The organism is Paraburkholderia sp. FT54 (assembly GCF_031585635.1).
Lineage (GTDB): Bacteria > Pseudomonadota > Gammaproteobacteria > Burkholderiales > Burkholderiaceae > Paraburkholderia.
Map to the genome: position 1 here is coordinate 1,845,277 of NZ_CP134196.1, position 16,419 is coordinate 1,861,695.

The 16,419-nt window shown below is 64.2% G+C and carries 15 protein-coding genes; 4 read left to right on the forward strand and 11 right to left on the reverse strand.

The genetic code is table 11. From position 1 onward, the window contains the following. Window positions 1-539: 539 nt before the first annotated feature. The 8 genes from RI103_RS27810 to phnS all read right to left on the reverse strand — a co-directional run bounded on the left by RI103_RS27810 (window position 540) and on the right by phnS (window position 8,780). Complete coding sequence (locus RI103_RS27810) at window positions 540-1,100, reverse strand: phosphonate degradation HD-domain oxygenase (RefSeq protein WP_310815698.1); 561 nt, start codon at window positions 1,098-1,100, stop codon at window positions 540-542. Between the two features lie 4 nt (window positions 1,101-1,104). Next, window positions 1,105-2,556, reverse strand: coding sequence for a phosphonoacetaldehyde dehydrogenase (phnY, locus tag RI103_RS27815; RefSeq protein WP_310815699.1), 1,452 nt, complete (start codon window positions 2,554-2,556; stop codon window positions 1,105-1,107). Beyond that, window positions 2,553-3,824, reverse strand: a complete 1,272-nt coding sequence (gene phnA, locus RI103_RS27820; RefSeq protein WP_310815701.1) for a phosphonoacetate hydrolase — start codon at window positions 3,822-3,824, stop codon at window positions 2,553-2,555. The genes phnY and phnA overlap by 4 nt, the downstream gene beginning before the upstream one ends. 56 nt (window positions 3,825-3,880) lie before the next feature. After that, window positions 3,881-4,615, reverse strand: coding sequence for a phosphonate utilization associated transcriptional regulator (locus RI103_RS27825; protein WP_310815702.1), 735 nt, complete (start codon window positions 4,613-4,615; stop codon window positions 3,881-3,883). A gap of 77 nt (window positions 4,616-4,692) precedes the next feature. Further along, the gene (phnV, locus tag RI103_RS27830; RefSeq protein ID WP_310815703.1) at window positions 4,693-5,556 is read right to left on the reverse strand and encodes a 2-aminoethylphosphonate ABC transport system, membrane component PhnV; all 864 of its coding nucleotides are present in this window, start codon (window positions 5,554-5,556) and stop codon (window positions 4,693-4,695) included. Next, window positions 5,546-6,490, reverse strand: a complete 945-nt coding sequence (locus RI103_RS27835; RefSeq protein WP_310815704.1) for a 2-aminoethylphosphonate ABC transporter permease subunit — start codon at window positions 6,488-6,490, stop codon at window positions 5,546-5,548. The genes phnV and RI103_RS27835 overlap by 11 nt, the downstream gene beginning before the upstream one ends. Beyond that, entirely contained in the window at window positions 6,468-7,568 is a 1,101-nt protein-coding gene (gene phnT / locus RI103_RS27840) for a 2-aminoethylphosphonate ABC transport system ATP-binding subunit PhnT (protein WP_310815705.1), read from the reverse strand. Before phnT ends, RI103_RS27835 begins: the two co-directional genes overlap by 23 nt. Window positions 7,569-7,691: 123 nt before the next feature. Beyond that, entirely contained in the window at window positions 7,692-8,780 is a 1,089-nt protein-coding gene (gene phnS / locus RI103_RS27845; RefSeq protein ID WP_310815707.1) for a 2-aminoethylphosphonate ABC transporter substrate-binding protein, read from the reverse strand. Between the two features lie 363 nt (window positions 8,781-9,143). On the opposite strand from phnS, the gene RI103_RS27850 reads away from it, so the two are divergent. Beyond that, window positions 9,144-10,271: a 2-aminoethylphosphonate--pyruvate transaminase gene (locus tag RI103_RS27850; protein ID WP_409076996.1), complete on the forward strand. Its 1,128-nt coding sequence runs from the start codon at window positions 9,144-9,146 to the stop codon at window positions 10,269-10,271. A gap of 20 nt (window positions 10,272-10,291) precedes the next feature. Here the strand turns inward: RI103_RS27850 and RI103_RS27855 are convergent, their stop codons facing one another. After that, window positions 10,292-11,047: a DeoR/GlpR family DNA-binding transcription regulator gene (locus RI103_RS27855; RefSeq protein ID WP_310815708.1), complete on the reverse strand. Its 756-nt coding sequence runs from the start codon at window positions 11,045-11,047 to the stop codon at window positions 10,292-10,294. Between the two features lie 184 nt (window positions 11,048-11,231). Here RI103_RS27855 and RI103_RS27860 point away from each other — a divergent pair, with 184 nt between their 5' ends. Continuing rightward, a complete protein-coding gene (locus tag RI103_RS27860; RefSeq protein ID WP_310815709.1) occupies window positions 11,232-12,791 on the forward strand; it encodes an AarF/UbiB family protein in 1,560 nt (519 codons plus the stop codon). Window positions 12,792-12,909: 118 nt separating this feature from the next. Further along, window positions 12,910-13,782, forward strand: a complete 873-nt coding sequence (locus RI103_RS27865; RefSeq protein WP_310815710.1) for a DMT family transporter — start codon at window positions 12,910-12,912, stop codon at window positions 13,780-13,782. A 73-nt stretch (window positions 13,783-13,855) separates the two neighbouring features. On the opposite strand, the gene RI103_RS27870 is transcribed toward RI103_RS27865, so the two are convergent. Continuing rightward, window positions 13,856-14,926 carry a L,D-transpeptidase gene (locus RI103_RS27870; protein WP_310815711.1) on the reverse strand — a complete coding sequence of 357 codons (1,071 nt, stop codon included), beginning with the start codon at window positions 14,924-14,926 and terminating at the stop codon, window positions 13,856-13,858. A gap of 245 nt (window positions 14,927-15,171) precedes the next feature. Here RI103_RS27870 and nadE point away from each other — a divergent pair, with 245 nt between their 5' ends. Then, window positions 15,172-16,032 carry an ammonia-dependent NAD(+) synthetase gene (gene nadE, locus RI103_RS27875; protein WP_310815712.1) on the forward strand — a complete coding sequence of 287 codons (861 nt, stop codon included), beginning with the start codon at window positions 15,172-15,174 and terminating at the stop codon, window positions 16,030-16,032. 117 nt (window positions 16,033-16,149) lie between these two features. Here the strand turns inward: nadE and RI103_RS27880 are convergent, their stop codons facing one another. Beyond that, window positions 16,150-16,416 (reverse strand): RNA-binding protein, encoded by a 267-nt coding sequence (locus RI103_RS27880; protein WP_310815713.1) that lies wholly within the window; start codon window positions 16,414-16,416, stop codon window positions 16,150-16,152. Window positions 16,417-16,419 lie beyond the last annotated feature (3 nt).

The following is a 16,419-nucleotide window of genomic DNA, read 5'->3' on the forward strand; positions in this document are numbered from 1 at the left end:
GCTCACTCAACGTACTGACGAATGATCTTTCCATCTCGCGATGAAAAAACCTTCCTTTCATTACTGTGTGAGACTTGATACTTTCGCTTTGCGGCAGACCCCGGAGGATCCGCCTCGCGTCGCGCATCAAGCGCCCACACTTATCGGCTGTTAATTTTTAAAGATCGGTTACGCATTCACTACCAAACCAGCACCACACTTCAACCACCCGGCACCGCTTCGTTCTGCGTCGCTGCATCTGCAGCAGAGAAACGAGATTATGAAGAACTTCCGCTACGCCGTCAACAGGTTTTTCCAACTTCCTGAACCTGCCCACTTCGCTGGAAGCCTTGCCACTGCTGGCTCTCCCGCCTCCCGTGCCCCGCTGTCCGGAGCACGAAAGAGCGAGATTCTAGCGAGCCCCACTCCGCCTTGCAAGCGTTATTTCGATACGCATGGATTGCGCCAGAAACGGCGCGAGAATGGCAATAAAACCGGAAGACCAGCAAGTGCAAAAAGGACCGAAAACCGCGTTACCGCTAACGACCCCGAAAGCACAATCAAACAGCCGCGTGCTTAAGCATCACCCGTTCGACAACATCCAAATAGTGATCGATATCCGGCGTCGTGCGGTTCTCTTCCTTGGCGAGATCGTCCCATCTGCGCAGACGCAATGCGTCTTCCGCGTAGGGCTTCTGCAGGAACGCCTCGGCCTCCTCCTTGCTGAAAATGCCACCCTGCAATTCCAGACTCCGCACCGAATCGGCGGAAAGCTGGCCGAAATACGCCTCGTCGATCGCGCACAGGCAGCGCTTGGCGTCGACGTGCAAACGGATCGGCTCCAATACCGCGTCCGACAAAACCGGCCGCAGAAACGGCAGCGCGAAGTACTGATGCAGATCGTCGATGCCGCGCTCCGTCGGCGTCTCACCTTGCAGATTGAGCAGGTGCCCGAGGTCGTGCAGAAACGCCGCAGCAACCAGTTCCTCGTCGGCGCCGGCCTGTTCCGCCAATAAGCCGCTCTGCAACGCATGTTCGAGTTGCGTCACCGGCTCGCCGCTATAAGCCAGCTTGCCGTATTGCTCGAACAGCGAACGGATATCCTTCACATTCAATGCCACGCTATTACTCCCACGGTAATGAAAAGGTCTTCAGATTGGTGAAGCTTTTCATCGCTTCCTGAACACCTTCCTTATAGCCAAGCCCCGAGTCCTTGATGCCGCCGAACGGCGTCAACTCGAGCCGGTAGCCGGGCACTTCCCACACGTTGACCGTCCCCACGCGCAATTCGTTGATGAAGCGCGTGATCGCATCCTGCCGGTTCGTGCACACACCCGACGACAACCCGAACGGCGTGCCATTGCTGATGCGGATGGCGTCGTCGAGCGTGTCGAAGGTGATGATCGGCGACACCGGTCCAAAGGTTTCCTCGCGCACCAGCGTCATCGACGGATCGACGCCGTCCAGCACCGTCGGCGCATACAACGCGCCCTCGCGCTGATTGCCAATGCGCAGACGCGCCCCGCTCGCCACCGCTTCATTCACGCGCGCTTCGAAAAGCTGCGCCGCGGCGACGTCGATCACAGTGCCCATCTGATTCGATGCATCGAACGGATCGCCGAACGACCATGCGCGCGTCTTCTCGACGACCAGATCGGTGAAATCCGCGGCGATGCTCTTTTGCACGAGCATCCGCTTGACCGCGGTACAGCGCTGCCCGGAGTTCTTATACGAGCCCTGCACGGCGAGCGTCGCCGCGCGTTCGAGATCGGCGTCGTCGAGCACGATCAGCGGATCGTTGCCGCCCAGTTCCAGCACGACGCGCCGGTACGCCGCCTTGCCCGCGATGTATTTGCCGATCGCCACGCCGCCCGTGAACGTGACGAGTTCCGCCAATGGATGCGTGATCAACTCATCGGCGATTTCGCGCGGATCGCCGGTCAGCACCTGTAGCATCGGCGCGGGCAAGCCGGCTTCGTACAGAACGTCGGCGAGATATAGCGCAGAGAGCGGCACCTTTTCCGAAGGCTTCAGCACCACCCGATTGTTCGTCGCCACGGCCGGCGCGATCTTGTGCGCGACCTGGTTCATCGGATGGTTGAACGGCGTAATCGCGACGATCACGCCCGCCAGCGGTTCGCGCTGCGAAAACACGCGCCGTTTCTTGCCATGCGGCGTCAGATCGCAGGAGAAGCTCTGCCCGTCGTCACGCAACGCTTCGATCGACGCGAACTTGAATACATCGGCCACGCGGCCAATCTCATAACGCGAGTCCTGCTTCGACAAACCGGATTCAAGCGAAATCAGGTCCGACGCCTCTTCGGTCCGCTCGCGCATGAGCGCCGCCGCGCGCTCCAGAATCTGCGAGCGTTCATAACGCGTGAGCTGCACCTGATAGGCCGCCGCATACTCGAACGCAGCGCGCACGTCGTCGACGCTCGCCAGCGGGACCGTGCCCACGCGCGTTCCCGTATAAGGATCGAACACATCGAGCGTGCGCGAGCGTGTCACGCGCTCGCCTTTGAGCCGCAGCGCTTCCGCCCGAAAAGCCGGATGGTCCCGCAGCACGGCGTTCATGATGACGACACGCGATTCAGGGCGATGTCGAAGATATCGAAGTTGCGCAGCCTCTTGCCGCCATCACCACGACTGGACGGCAACGCATCGACACGCCGATTGAACAGCAGCGGAACTTCCTGCTCGGAAATCCCGCCATGCGAGCGCAGCGGCACCGTGAGCCCGGACAGATCGTGTTCAGCGCGCCGCGTGCCGAGCACGACATGCTTCGTGCTGACCACGACGATATCGCCGACGCGGTCGTTCGGCAGTTCGAAGCGCTCGCACGCCGCCCGATTGTCGAGCACGGTATCGATTCCCTGCAAGCCGCCGATCCGCTCGATCACCTGCGCGACACTGACATCGCGCGGCAGATAAATCGTCGCGAACGAGCCGAGCGCGCCGTGATGCACCACATAAGGATCCGTGATCGGCAGAATGACGCGCGCGCGGCCGGCGCCGAGCCAGTCGTCCAGCACGTCCTGCAGATAGATCACGTTCGGCTCGCCGGTCTGCGGATCGTGCTTCGCGTTCATGCCGTGGTCGGCGGTCAGGCCGATCACCCAGCCGAGCGCATCGAGCTTCGCGAGGTAGCCGTCCATCATCGCGTAGAACGCGTTCGCGCCCTCGGTGCCCGGCGCCCACTTGTGCTGGATGTAGTCGGTCGTCGACAGATACATCAGGTCGAGTTGGCGCGTTTGCGCGAGCCGCACGCCGGCGGCGAACACGAATTCGGACAGCCCCGCGCTATACACATCGGGCACCGGCAAGCCGACCAGATCGAGCACGTCGCCGATACCGTTTTCTTCGAGCGACACCTTGTCGGCTTTCTCCGCCGAGAAGCAGATGCCCTTCAACTGCCAGCCGAGCAGCCGGCGCAACTTGTCTTTCGCGGTGACCACGGCGACCGCGGCGCCGGCTTCGGCGGCAGCGGCGAGCAAGGTGCCCGCGCGCAGATACGCGGGGTCGTTCATCATCACTTCCGCGCCTTCGCCACCGTTCGCGTCCGGATCCCAGAAGTAATTGCCGCAGATGCCGTGCACCGAAGGCGGCACGCCGCACACAATCGACAGATTGTTCGGGTTGGTGAACGACGGGATCACGCAGTCGCCCTTGAAAGCGCTGCCGCCCTTGAGCATCTTGCCGATGAACGGCGCGACGCCCGCCGCGACCGCCGCTTCGAGATAATCGAATTCGCAGCCGTCGACGCACACCACCACCGTCGGTTGCGAGGGCAGCCGGTAGCTGCGGCCGTTGACTTCGATCGTACGTTCACTTGTATTCGCCATCGTTACCTTCCATGCGTGCCGGGCACGCGCGTTGTAGTCAGTTCGTTGCAACCGTCTCAATCATTCGACGCCGCCGGCATCCGCATCACGTTCGCCGGTTCCGCCGGTTCGCACGCCGCGCGAGCGCGCTGCAAGCCGCCGTTCACGTGCGCATGCATCAGCGCCGCGGCATGCTCGGCGTCGCGCGAAGCCAGCGCCGTCAAGATCGCACGATGCTCGGCCAGCGAGCGCTCCATCGCATCGGCATGCACCACCAGCGCGGCACGTCGAAACAGGCTCAGTTCGCACACCAGCCGCCGGTAAGTCTCATACAGCTTCAAATTGCCCGACGCCGCCACCAGCGCGTCGTGAAACGCCACGTTGGCGCGCGTGTAGGCATCGTGATCCTGGGCATCGAGCGCCGCGCGCATCGCGTCGAGCCAGTCGCGCAATACCGCCAGCTTGCGGGCATCGATACTCGCCGCGAGCATGCGGCACGCTGCCTCTTCGAGCACCGCGCGCACCGCGTAAATATCATCCGCTTCGGCCAGCGACACCGTCCGCACGAACACGCCACGGTTCTTCTCGGTACGCACGAGGCCGACCTGCTCCAGCGCGCGAAACGCCTCGCGCACCGGACCGCGCGACACCTGCAGACGCGTGGCCCAGTCGGCTTCGTTGAGCTTGTCGCCGGGCGCGAGCGCCCCCTCGATGATGTGCCGTTCGATTTCATCGCGAACCAGCGTCGTCAGCGAATGCCTGCGCACAACCTCAATCGGATCGACAGAAGCAGTTTGCATATACTCGGTCATTTTGACAAATTTTGCCACATCGATATGTGTAGGCGCGCCGCTGCGGCACGCCTGCGCACCGCGTCAGAAGTTGCTCGTCAGTCCACCCGACGGCGCGGGACGCGCGCGGCGATCAGCAGCAGCGCAGCGAGCGAGACCAGCAAAAGAATCAGCGACAATGCGGAGGCCGGCAGGTAATAGCCGCGCTCCACCTGGCCGACGACCACGATCGGCACCGTTGCGAATCCCGGCGGATACACAGTCAGCGTGGCGCCGAGTTCGCCGAGCGAGAGCGCGAAGCCCAACGCGAGACTCGCGCGTATCGCCGGCACCAGTTGCGGCAGCACGACGCGGCGCAACACCATGGAAGGCGGCGCACCGAGGCTTGCCGCGGCTTCGCGCAGAATCGTCAGCTCCGGGCGCAACGCGGCGGCGGCGCACCGGTAGCAGAACGGCAGCACCAGCGCCAACTGCACGAAGACGACGATCGCGGCGGAACTCGACAGATCGAACGGTCGCTTGTGATACGCGATCAGCACCGCGAGCCCGAGCACCACGCTCGGCACGCCGTTGGGCATCATCGCAATGGTGTCGACGATGGCGCCAAGACCGCGGCGGTCGCGCCCTTCCAGCGCCAAAGCAAGCCAAAGGCCGAGAATCGTGCCGAGCACCGCGACGCCCATGCCGATTTCGAGGCTGGTCGTGAGCGCGTCGAAGTCGCTCGAACCGAGACGCTCGAACCAGCGCGTGCTGAAGCCGTCGGGCAGGATCGTGCCGGACCAGTGCGCGGCCACGCTCGACAGCGCGACGACCAGCACCGGCAACACGAACAGCCAGAAGCACAGCAACGCGGCAAAGCCGAGAAACAGACCGCCGAGCATGCGCACCACCAGACCGCGGCGCACCGGCCGCGCTTTCTTGTGCATGACCGGCAAAACGGTCGGGTCGAGTTCAACGGCCATGGCCCGCTCCTTTCACCTTGCGACGATTGACCTGGCGGTACAGCGCATAGAGCGACAAAGACATGATCAGCATCACGACCGCGCCGGCGGCGGCGGTCGGCAGATCGAGATCGACGGTGGCGGAACTGTAGATCGCCACCGGCAACGTGATCAGATGCGCGCTACCAAGCACGAGCAGAATGCCGAACTCATTGAGCGTCAGCAGAAAACACAGGATCGTGCCGGCGGCGATGCCCGGCCACGCAAGCGGCAGGATCACCTTGAACGCGACCATCCAGCCACTTGCGCCGAGACTGCGGGCGGCTTCGATCAGACGCATGTCGAGCGTGGCGAACGAAGCCAGCGTGGGACGCACGACGAACGGCGCGTAGAACACCACTTCCGCGAGAATCACGCCGCCCACGCCGAACAGGAAATCGAGCGGCGGCGCCTGCAGATGAAAGAGCCGCTGCAAGCCGATGCTGACGGAGCCTTGCGAGCCGTACAGAAAGATCAGCGTGAAGGCGACCAGAAACGACGGGAACGCGACGAACAGTTCAAGAAACCGCGTGATCATTCGCGCGCCGGGAAACGGCTTGAAGAACAGGATCGACGCGAGCGCCACGCCGAGCAGCGACGCGAGCCCGGCGCTGGCGAACAGAATCCACAGCGTCGTGCCGATCACGCCGCTCGTCTCGGGATTGCCGAAGAACGCCGAATAAGCGTGCAGGCTCAAGCCGTGCGGACCGGTCAGACTCAGCAGCACCAGACGCACGAGCGGATAGACGACCAGCGGCCCGAGCACCACCACGGCGATGAACAGCAGATGCCACTGCGCGGCGCGTTCGCGGCGCTTCACCGCGGCCATATGCGAGGCGGCGCTGGCGCTGCGGCGGGCGTCGGCGGCCGCCGTGCCGAGCGGATTGGGCGTATCAGGGGTTGATAAGGACGACATCGTCAGCCTCATAACGCAGGGAAACACGCGCGCCCTTCTCCGGCATCATGCCGTGGGCACGCTGCATGGTGACGAGCACCGGCTCGTTGGGCATCGCATCCAGTACGACGGATACCGACAACACCGCGCCATACCATTCGACCGAGGCGATCGCGCCGTGCAACTGCCCTTCGCCGAGCGGCACGATCCGCAGCGCCTCAGGGCGCAGACAGGCCACGCGGCCGCGCTCGTTGTAGCGTGGGTCGCTCATGCTGAACGCCACCTGCGGCGGCAACAGATTGGCCGTGCCAAGATAACGCGCGACAAAGCCGTCGGCCGGCGTGTCGTACAACTGTTGCGGCGTGCCGAGTTGGGCGATGCGGCCTTCGCGCATCAGCAGCGTGCGGTCGGACAGCACCAGCGCGTCGTCCTGATCGTGCGTCACGCAGACGATCGTCAGATTCGGCAGGCGCTCATGCAGCGCCTTGAGTTCGGAACGCACCGAGGCGCGCAGATTGGCGTCGAGTGCGGAAAGCGGTTCGTCGAGCAGCAGCACATCGGGCTCGATCACGAGGGCGCGCGCAAGCGCCACGCGCTGCTGCATGCCGCCCGACAACTGCGCGGGCATCACGTGACCGGCGTCGCCGAGTTGCACCAGTTTCAGCGCGTCGGCGACGCGTCGCGCGACATCTTTGGACGGCGTGCGGCGCGCGCGCAACCCGAAGGCCACGTTCTCGAACACCGACAGATGGGGAAACAGCGCATAGCTCTGGAACAGCAGGCCGAGATTGCGCTTGTGCGGCGGCACATGCGTGAGATCGTGACCGGCCACGGTCAGCGTGCCGGCCAGTCCGTCCGCTTCGATAAACCCGGCGATGAAACGCAACAACGTCGTCTTGCCGCAGCCGCTGCGGCCGAGCACCGTGAGCAGTTCGCCGCGCTGGATGGTCAACGAGAGATCGTCGAGCACCGTGCGCGAACCGAAGCGCACCGTCAGATGATCGATCTGCACGCCGCCCGGCGTAGTCGAACGCGTGGCATCGAGCGCGTCCGGTGAGGCGCCGAGCGCGCCTGGTTGAGCAAGACTGGCCGTGTTCACCGGGTTCACCCTCCAACTTGATTAATGCTGACGCGGCGCCTCGGGAGTCCGCAGGCGCCGCCTGATTCCGCGACGTCACTCAGTCACGTGACCGAGTGCGTCGACTACGCTACGCACAACGGCTTACTTCGGCTTGACCACTTCGAGCTGCTTGCCCGACGAACCGATCACATCGCTCTTCCAGCGCGCCGTCCAGTCGGCCTTCTTCGCCATCACCTGGTTCCAGTCCACCGGAATCAGCTTCACGCCCGCGATCGCCTGCTTGACGGCTTCGCCGTTCTTGCCGGTGAGCGGCACGTCGGAGCGGCCCGGAATGCCGAAGATGTCCGGCACCTTCGCCTGCACTTCCTTCGACATCAGGTAGTCGATCAGCTTCTTGCCTTCCGCCTGGTTCGGGCCATTCTTGATCAGGCCGATTGCGTACGGCAGCTGGAACGTGGTCGGCTGGCCGCCTTCGTGCGCGAGGAAAATCGGCTTGAGCGACAGGCCGCCGTTGGCCGCGTCGTCCAGGTCCATTTGCAGGTCGCCGTTGGCAATCGCGATTTCGTTACGCGAGAGCAGCACGTCGAGGTAGCCCGTGCCCTTGGTGTGGAACTTGGCGCTGTTTTCGAGCTTCTTCAGATACTCAAACGCCTTGTCTTCGCCCATCAGCGACGAGGTCAGGATGATCACGGCCATGCCGTCGCCCGCCGTGGCCGGGTTCGAGTAGGCGACCTTGCCGCTGAAGTCGGGGTGCAGCAGGTCAGCAAAGGTCTTCGGCTGGGTCTTGGTGACTTCCGGGTTGATCGCGAACGAAAAGTAGTTGTTCACGAAGGTCGCCCACGCACCGTTCGACGCCTTGGCGATCGCCGGCACGTTCTTGTAGTTGGCACTCTGATAAGCCTGCAGCAGGCCGCTCTGGTCGGCTTGCTGGATGAACGGCGGCAGCGTGACGAGCACGTCGGCCTTCGGCTGATCCTTTTCGATGGTGGCGCGGTTCACCACTTCGCCGCTACCCGCCGTGACGATGTTGACCTTCACACCTTCCTTCTTTTCGAAGGCCGGCAGCACGTCCTTATAGAGGTTCTCGAGGCCGTCGGCGGTGTACAGCACCACGGCGTCGGCCGCGTGGGCCTGCATGGCCATGCCGCCGAATGCCGCCGCGGCGACCAGCGCCGGCAGCAGTTTGCGTACGAGGCCGGCCGTGGCGTGAAGGGAATTCGTCTTTGTCATGTCGCTTTCTCCGAAAGGCAAAAAACCAGACGGTCGGGATATCCCGATACCTGTTGTGATTGAACGGCGGTAGCGCCGCGCCGCTTGCGTGTTGCCCGCATCAAGCTGTCGTGCAGTTTCATGCGGATTGCAGATTGCCAACAACTTTGCTGCCTCTTGTTGCCTCTTCTCCAGCCTGACTCACAGCCCAGCCATGACACTCGCGCTGCCGGCCATGCCTGAGTGGGCACGGCAAGGATCACAGGTTTCCGTGACAACGCCATGACGATTCTGCAGAGTTCCAACAAATGACACAATTCGCCAATAATATCCAAATCAATCTTTTTTTCGTCGCCCGGCTTGGGGGCGACTCTTGTTCAGACGATGACGGAGGCTTGTGTGATCCTTGGAAACGACCCAATCCTGTTGACCCCGGGGCCGCTCACCACCTCGCCGCGGACGCGCCAGGCGATGCTGCGCGACTGGGGTTCGTGGGACGCCGCGTTCAACCGCATGACCCATAGCGTGTGCGCCGACCTCCTGCGGATCGTACATGGCGAAAACGACTATGTTTGCGTACCGCTTCAAGGCAGCGGAACGTTCGCGGTCGAAGCGGCCCTCGGCACGTTGGTGCCGCGTCAAGGCTGTGTGCTGGTTCCGAACAACGGCGCGTATTGTGCCCGGCTGATCAAAATATTGCAGCGAATGGGCATCGCTTACATCGAATTGGCGTTGCGCGAGGACGAACCCGTCAGCGCCGCCGCCATTGAAGACGCCTTCAATCGCGAATCGCGCATCAGCCACGTCGCGCAAGTGCATCCGGAAACGAGCGCCGGCCTGCTCAATCCGCTCGACGATATCGCCGCGGTGTGTCAGCGGCACGGCAAGAGCCTGATCGTCGACGCCATGAGTTCGTTCGGCGCGTTGCCGATCGACCTGCGGCGCGGCGGCATCGACGCGTTGATCTCGGCGAGCGGCAAGTGCCTCGAAGGCGTGCCGGGTATGGGCTTCGTGATTGTGCGGCGCAGCGTGCTGGAGGACAGCGAAGGCCGTTCGCCGTCGCTTGCGCTGGATCTGCACGATCAATATGTCTATATGCGGAAGACTACGCAGTGGCGCTTCACGCCGCCGACTCACGTGCTGGCCGCGTTGCGCGAGGCGCTCGACCAGTTCATCGCCGAGGGCGGCCAGCCGATGCGCGGCGCGCGTTATGCACGCAACTGCGAAGCGTTGATCAGCGCAATGAAGGCGCTCGGCTTCGAGCCGTTTCTGAAGCCCGAGGTGCAGGCGCCGGTGATCGTCACCTTCCATGCGCCGCGCGACCCGGCCTGGCATTTCGCGACGTTCTATGCCGCCGTGCGCGAGGCCGGCTACGTGCTGTACCCGGGCAAGCTGACGCAGGTGGAAACGTTCCGCGTGGGATGCATCGGCGCGATCGATGCGAACGAACTTCACAACGCGGTGGCCGCGATCGGCCGCACGCTCGAGCGGCTGGGTATCCGGGTGAAATAGTTGGGCAAGTCGCCGCGCGCTCAGGCGATCAGGATTTCCGGGCCATGCAACGTGATCGCCTTGCCGAGCGTGCGCTCGGGAGCCAGTTCGGTCACCAGATAACGGGCCGACTCGATACCGTTGATGCGCACTGGCGTCACGCGGCCGAATTTCGAATGGTCGGCGACAATCACCACCGTGTCGGCCGCGGCGATCATGCGGCTGCGCACCTCGGCGGCCATGCGGCTGTAGTCGGTCAGATAGCCATCCGGCGAAATCCCGCCTGCGCCGATGAAGGCAAAGTCCGCGTGGTACTGCGTCAGTTGATGGACAGTGTCGAGCCCGAAAGTGGCGTCTTCGATATCCGACAGTTCGCCGCCCAGCAGCGTGACGCGATTGTCGTTGCGGCGGCCGAGCAGCAGCGCGATCCGCCAGTCGTTCGTGTACACCGACAGACGATGCCGGTCGAGCAACGCTCGCGCCACCGCTTGCGTGGTGCTGCCGGAATCGATGATCAGGGACGCGCCGTCCGGCACGAACTCCGCCGCGCGCTCGCCGATGGCGCGCTTCGCGCCGGCATTCGCCGCTTCGCGGGTATCGAGGTCGGGCTCGCGCCGGTCGCTCGACAGCGCGCCGCCGTGAGTCGTGACCAGCAGGCCGCGCCCGGCCAGCGCGTTGAGGTCACGGCGAATGGTCTCGCGCGACACGTTAAGTTCGCGCACCAGCTCCGCGACCGAGAGCGCGCCCGTTTTGGCGACTTGCGCCAAGATGTATTGGTGACGTTGTTCTGCGAGCATCGATGAAAGGCCGGAAGCCGGCACGCTGGGGTTTCGCCACGGTTGGAGAAGGCCGGCGTATTGTATTACGCGTCGCGCGGCGATGCTCCTCTCGACGCGCTTACCTGCTAACCTGAACGCCCTGGCCGTGCGCGAATGTCCCGCGATAGTCGTGGACGCCGCAGGTCCGTCACCCGAACTGCCGATGCCGCCACTGTTTCGCCGTCTACTGTTGCTGTTCCACGCGTTGCGCTACGGCGCGCGCCTGATCTGGCTTGCCGCGCCGGCAGACCACAAACTGCACTGGATGATCGATCTGGCCGGCCGTTTGCACGCGGCCGAGCGTAGTGGCAAGAGCCTGAGCGGCGTGCTGCCGGCGCTCGGACCGCTCGCGGGACGGTTCGCGCAAACGCTGGCCGAACGGCCCGAACTCGCAACCGGCACTTTGCACGACGCCATCGACGCGATCGATCACATGGAAGCGCCGCTGCCGCCGCGCGAGTCCGCGGAGGCGCTCGCGCGCGCCTTCGGCAGGCCGCTCGCCACGCTGTTCAGCGCCGTGGATCTGGTGCCGGTGCGCGGCGGCTTCGCCGAGCAGACGCATCTCGCGCGGCTGCTGGTGCCGGTGAACGGTCACTACGAAGTGGCGATCAAGCTGGTGCGCGCCGATCAGTTGCAACAGATCGGCGACGAACTCGCGCTGCTGCGCTGGGTCGCGCGCTGGCTTGAAAAGTTCTCCGGCACCGCGCGCCGCCTGCAACTGCACACGCTGGCGCAGACCTTCACCGACGACATCCTGCGCCGCTTCGATCTGCGCGCCGAAGCCGCCAATCTCAGCCAGACCGGCCATCACTTCGATGGCGACAAGCGTATCGTCGTGCCCAACGTGATCTGGGACCTCTGCACCAACTACACGCTGACGATGCAGCGCGTCAGCACCTTGCCGGCGAGCGATCTGCCCGGCCTGCACGCGCATCACATCAAACTCGCGCCGCTGGCCGCGCATATCGTCGAAGTGGTCACCGAGCAGGCGTTCGAGCATGGCTTTTTTCACGCCACGCTCGACGCCCGCCGCGTGCGTGTGAGCATCGAACCGGACACGCTGGGGCGACTCGTGCTGGCGGAATTTTCGATCATGTCGAGTCTCTCGACCGGCGAGCGCGAGTTCTTCGTGCACGGCGCGACCGCGCTGTTCGACCAGGACTACGGGCGGCTCGCCGAAATGCATCGCGATGCCGGGCACGTGCCGCACGACACGCGCGCCGAGCTGCTCGAAGCCGAGTTGCGCACGCGCGCCGAAGCGCATTTCGCGGCCGAGCCCGAAGACCGTTCGGCGGGTTCGCTGTTGGATCATCTGTTGCATGCAGTACATCCGTTCGAGGGCGCGGTGCCTGGACGGCTCGCGACCGCGCAGCGCTCGTTTCATCAAGCGGAAATGCTGGCGCGCGCGCTGCATCCCGGCGTGGACACGTGGAATATCACCCGCGGCGTGCTGGCGGATATCGCGCGGCGCGACATCGATCACCGCGGCTGGATCAAACGGATTGGACGCGAGCTGCCGCATCTCGCGCATATGCTGCCGCGGGTGCCGCAACTGGCGGTTCGCTATCTGCAACACGAGCATGATCGTGCGCGCTCGCCGCAGCAGAATGCGCAACTGATGGCGGAGATCGGCCGCGAATACCGGCGCACGCGTGTGCTGCTGTGGGCGTGTGCAGTGTGCGGCGGCGTACTCGGCGCGGGGACCGTGTTGCTGATGTGGTGATGGCGTCGGCTCGCGGCTCAAACCACACTCTGCCAACCCGTTTCGCCGGTTGCAGCTTCGAACAAGACACGCGTCGCGTCCGCGGAGAAGATGGCGGCTTTTCACCGACTCGTTTCCGATGCTCGCTTCCTTCATCGCCGCGGTTTTCGTCGTTTTGTGGTCAACCGGTTTCGTGGTCGCCCGCGCGATCACGCCGTACGCCGATCCCAATCTATTCCTGCTCGCGCGCTTCGGCGGCACGGCGCTGATCTTCGCGCTGGCTGCGCTGATTGCACGCGCCGCGTGGCCGAGCGGCCGCGACTTCGGCAAACATCTGGTGGCCGGCGCGCTACTGCAAGGCGTCTATCTCGGTGCCGGCTACTGGGCCGTCGCGCAGGGCTTGAGCGCCGGCGTGATGGCCTTGCTCGGCGCGCTGCAACCGCTCGCGACGGCCGCCGTCGCGGCGCCGCTCTTCGGCGAGCGGCTGTCGCGGCGTGGCTGGGCCGGCATGGCGCTCGGCCTCGCCGGCGTGGTGCTGGTGCTCGAACCGAAGCTGGCGGCGGCCACCGCACCGACGGCCCACGGCAGCGCGCCCGGTTGGCTGGTCGTGCTGATCTCGATTGCCGCGATCGGCGCGATCACAGCGGGCACGCTGTTTCAGAAGACTTCGCTGGCCAAGGCCGATATTCGCAGTGCGAGCGCGGTGCAGAATTTCGGCGCCGCGCTCGTCGCGGCCGTACTTGCGCTGGCGCTCGGCGAACATCGCTGGGTTGCGTCGCCCGCGTTGTGGGGATCGCTCGCGTGGGGCATCGTGATGCTCTCCGGCATCAGCGTCACGTTGCTGGTGTGGATGGTCAGACGCGGCGACGCGGCGCGCGCAACCGCGCTGATGTTCCTCGCCCCGCCGCTCGCCGCGCTTCAGGGTTATGTGGGGTTCGGCGAGACGCTGTTGCCGTTGCAGGTCGTCGAGTTCGTTGTGGCACTGGTGGGCGTGTTGTTGGCCCGCTCGTGATGGGCGGCGCGGTTGGGATGGGCGGCGTGATCGCGATGAGTGGGACGCTCGAGCTGAACCGCGCGGCCGCGAATCAATCCGCCGTGTCCGCCCCGGCCGGCACTTTGGCGCGCGCATTGCCGCCGGGCGCGGGCGCCCACGCGGGACGGCTCTTGCGCGCGGAATCCACGACGGCGATGTAACGCCCGGCCCACGGCATCACCTGTCGGTCGCTTTTCAACACCCACAGCGATTTACCCGACTCAACGAGCGACTCATATTCGGCATCGAGAATGCCGTAGTGGTCGATAAACGAATTGAGCGACGCGGGAATGCGCACGCAGCCCTTCGAATGACGAATGCCGAGCAGCGATTCAAGGCGATCGGGGTCGGTGGCGTGCATCTGGAACCGCATCTGCGACATGCCGCCCTTCCCCCAGCCGCGCTCGCCCTGCGCCCAGCCGAGGTCGAAAATTCGCATGTCGCGCTTGCCGTAGCCGCGAATATGGTTTTCGTTCTGCGTGCCTTCCGAACGGAAATCCATGTTGGCGGGTGTATGTTCGAACACGCCGAGCGGCGTGATGAAGTGGTCATACTCGCCCGGCCGCCCCGTCGAAACCGGCGACGCGCCGATCATCTGCCAGGTATCGGCCGGCGCGGTGCGAAAATAGATGAAGAGCGCCTGCATGTTGGCGTTGCGATCGACCAGCACGACATACTCGCCCGACAGATCGCCCAGCACGTGCGCGCCGAGCGCGGCTTGCAGCCGATTGGCATAGGCTCGCTGATCCGCGGCCGGCACTTTCAGCTTGCGCGTGACGTTCTGCGCGAACACGTCCCGCAGCATCAACGCGCGACGCGGATCGACCACGCCGGCGGCATCAGGCGCTGCGACAGCGGACGCATTGACGGCGGCCACCGGACGATTCGCCGGATTCGGCGCAGCTGCGGCAACGGGTGCCGAAGCTGCGATCGCCGCACCGCATGACAACGCGCACAATGCGGCGCTCAACGCACGCATCAAACGGCGAAAGGAAGGCAATATGCGCGCGACGCTGCGCACGGAAAGCGGATACGACAAACACACCGCGTCGCGCGGACGATTGACCGACGCGAACGTCAGACGGTCCAGTACAGGCTGGCCAGGCCGGTTGGGATGGTTCATCGCGTATTTGAGCAAACCTGATTATTATTGACTGCTCGCCGGCTCATGCGGCGCTCTCGGAACGAGGATGTTACTAAGCACATTGCGATCTGTCGATGAAGATTCGACGATTCACGGATATCGCCGTAATAGCCGGGCACCTTGCCGATCAACGTGGCAGATTAAAAGCGGCGCCAAGGTGAATTAAAGCCGGCCCATTCACCGTTCGACATTTGCGCGAGCGCGCAAGGAGCAAAGAGGACATCATGACGCAACACGATCCGGTTGCACGCCAGGCAAGCATCTCCAAGGAAATGCACATCGGCGCCGAGTTCGACGCAGCGCACGAAATCGAGCGCCGGGTCGCTTTTCTCGCGAATTACCTTCGCAGCAGCGGCCTGAAAACGTATGTGCTCGGGATCAGCGGCGGTGTGGACTCGACCACTGCCGGCCGGCTTGCGCAACTCGCGGTCGAACGGTTGCGCGCCGAACATTACGATGCGCGCTTCGTCGCAATACGACTGCCTTACGGCGAACAGAAAGACGAAGCCGATGCGCAGCAGGCCTTGCGATTCATTCGCGCGGACGAAAATCTCGCCATCGATATCAAAGCCGCCGCCGATGCCATGCTCACCGCGCTCGCACACAGCGGCGTGCTATACAAGGATGAATCGCAACAGGACTTCGTACACGGCAATATCAAGGCACGGCAGCGCATGATCGCGCAGTACGCGGTAGCCAGTGCGCGAGCCGGCGTGGTCATCGGCACGGATCACGCGGCCGAGTCGGTGATGGGCTTCTTCACGAAGTTCGGCGACGGCGGCGCCGATGTGCTGCCGCTCGCCGGGCTCAACAAGCGTCGCGTGCGTGCCGTGGCCAAGGCACTGGGCGCACCGGAAACATTGGCGCACAAGGTGCCGACCGCCGACCTCGAAATGTTGCGTCCGCAACGGCCCGATGAGGATGCCTATGGCATTCCGTACGACGCTATCGACGACTTTCTGGAACGCAAACCCGTGAGCGATGCGGCGCGCGCGACCATCTTGCGTTTTTACGACGCCACGCGTCATAAACGGGCGTTGCCGTACACGCCGTTCGATTGGCCGGCACAGACAAGCGGAGATTGATAAGGCGACGGAGGTGCAGTTGATGCGCTGAATGCGCCGAGGTCGGCGCGTGGGCAATCCGCAGACCGAGGCGCGCTTTCTTCGCGCGCCACTCGCGGGCTCGATGACCGCGTCAGGTCACTCAGCCGCAGGCGGTTCGTCGGTGAACAGATCGGCGCTGGCTTCCAGCGTCTGCCCGCCCAACTGCTTGCCGTGAATCTGCCGCGCAATCACATCGCCCACGTAGGGCACGTCGGCGTCCAGTTCGATCGTGGCGTAGGCGCTGGGCTTGCCGGCGTCGACCACCTCGATGTTTTTCGCGTAATGCCCAAGTTCGTGCTTGAGGAATTCCCGCACTTCCTGCTCGCTGCACGATTCCGCGATATTGCGCACGATCAGGTTCATGCG

What these genes read in the sequence shown, in the direction of transcription:
- RI103_RS27835 (WP_310815704.1), bottom strand. Translation starts at nt 6,490, where the DNA reads ATGTCGTCCTTATCAACCCCTGATACGCCCAATCCGCTCGGCACGGCG.
- phnS (WP_310815707.1), bottom strand. Translation starts at nt 8,780, where the DNA reads ATGACAAAGACGAATTCCCTTCACGCCACGGCCGGCCTCGTACGCAAA.
- RI103_RS27850 (WP_409076996.1), top strand. Translation starts at nt 9,144, where the DNA reads ATGACGGAGGCTTGTGTGATCCTTGGAAACGACCCAATCCTGTTGACC.
- RI103_RS27855 (WP_310815708.1), bottom strand. Translation starts at nt 11,047, where the DNA reads ATGCTCGCAGAACAACGTCACCAATACATCTTGGCGCAAGTCGCCAAA.
- RI103_RS27870 (WP_310815711.1), bottom strand. Translation starts at nt 14,926, where the DNA reads ATGAACCATCCCAACCGGCCTGGCCAGCCTGTACTGGACCGTCTGACG.
- nadE (WP_310815712.1), top strand. Translation starts at nt 15,172, where the DNA reads ATGACGCAACACGATCCGGTTGCACGCCAGGCAAGCATCTCCAAGGAA.
- RI103_RS27880 (WP_310815713.1), bottom strand. Translation starts at nt 16,416, where the DNA reads ATGAACCTGATCGTGCGCAATATCGCGGAATCGTGCAGCGAGCAGGAA.
- RI103_RS27865 (WP_310815710.1), top strand. Translation starts at nt 12,910, where the DNA reads ATGCTCGCTTCCTTCATCGCCGCGGTTTTCGTCGTTTTGTGGTCAACC.
- phnA (WP_310815701.1), bottom strand. Translation starts at nt 3,824, where the DNA reads ATGGCGAATACAAGTGAACGTACGATCGAAGTCAACGGCCGCAGCTAC.
- phnY (WP_310815699.1), bottom strand. Translation starts at nt 2,556, where the DNA reads ATGAACGCCGTGCTGCGGGACCATCCGGCTTTTCGGGCGGAAGCGCTG.
- RI103_RS27825 (WP_310815702.1), bottom strand. Translation starts at nt 4,615, where the DNA reads ATGACCGAGTATATGCAAACTGCTTCTGTCGATCCGATTGAGGTTGTG.
- RI103_RS27860 (WP_310815709.1), top strand. Translation starts at nt 11,232, where the DNA reads ATGCCGCCACTGTTTCGCCGTCTACTGTTGCTGTTCCACGCGTTGCGC.
- phnV (WP_310815703.1), bottom strand. Translation starts at nt 5,556, where the DNA reads ATGGCCGTTGAACTCGACCCGACCGTTTTGCCGGTCATGCACAAGAAA.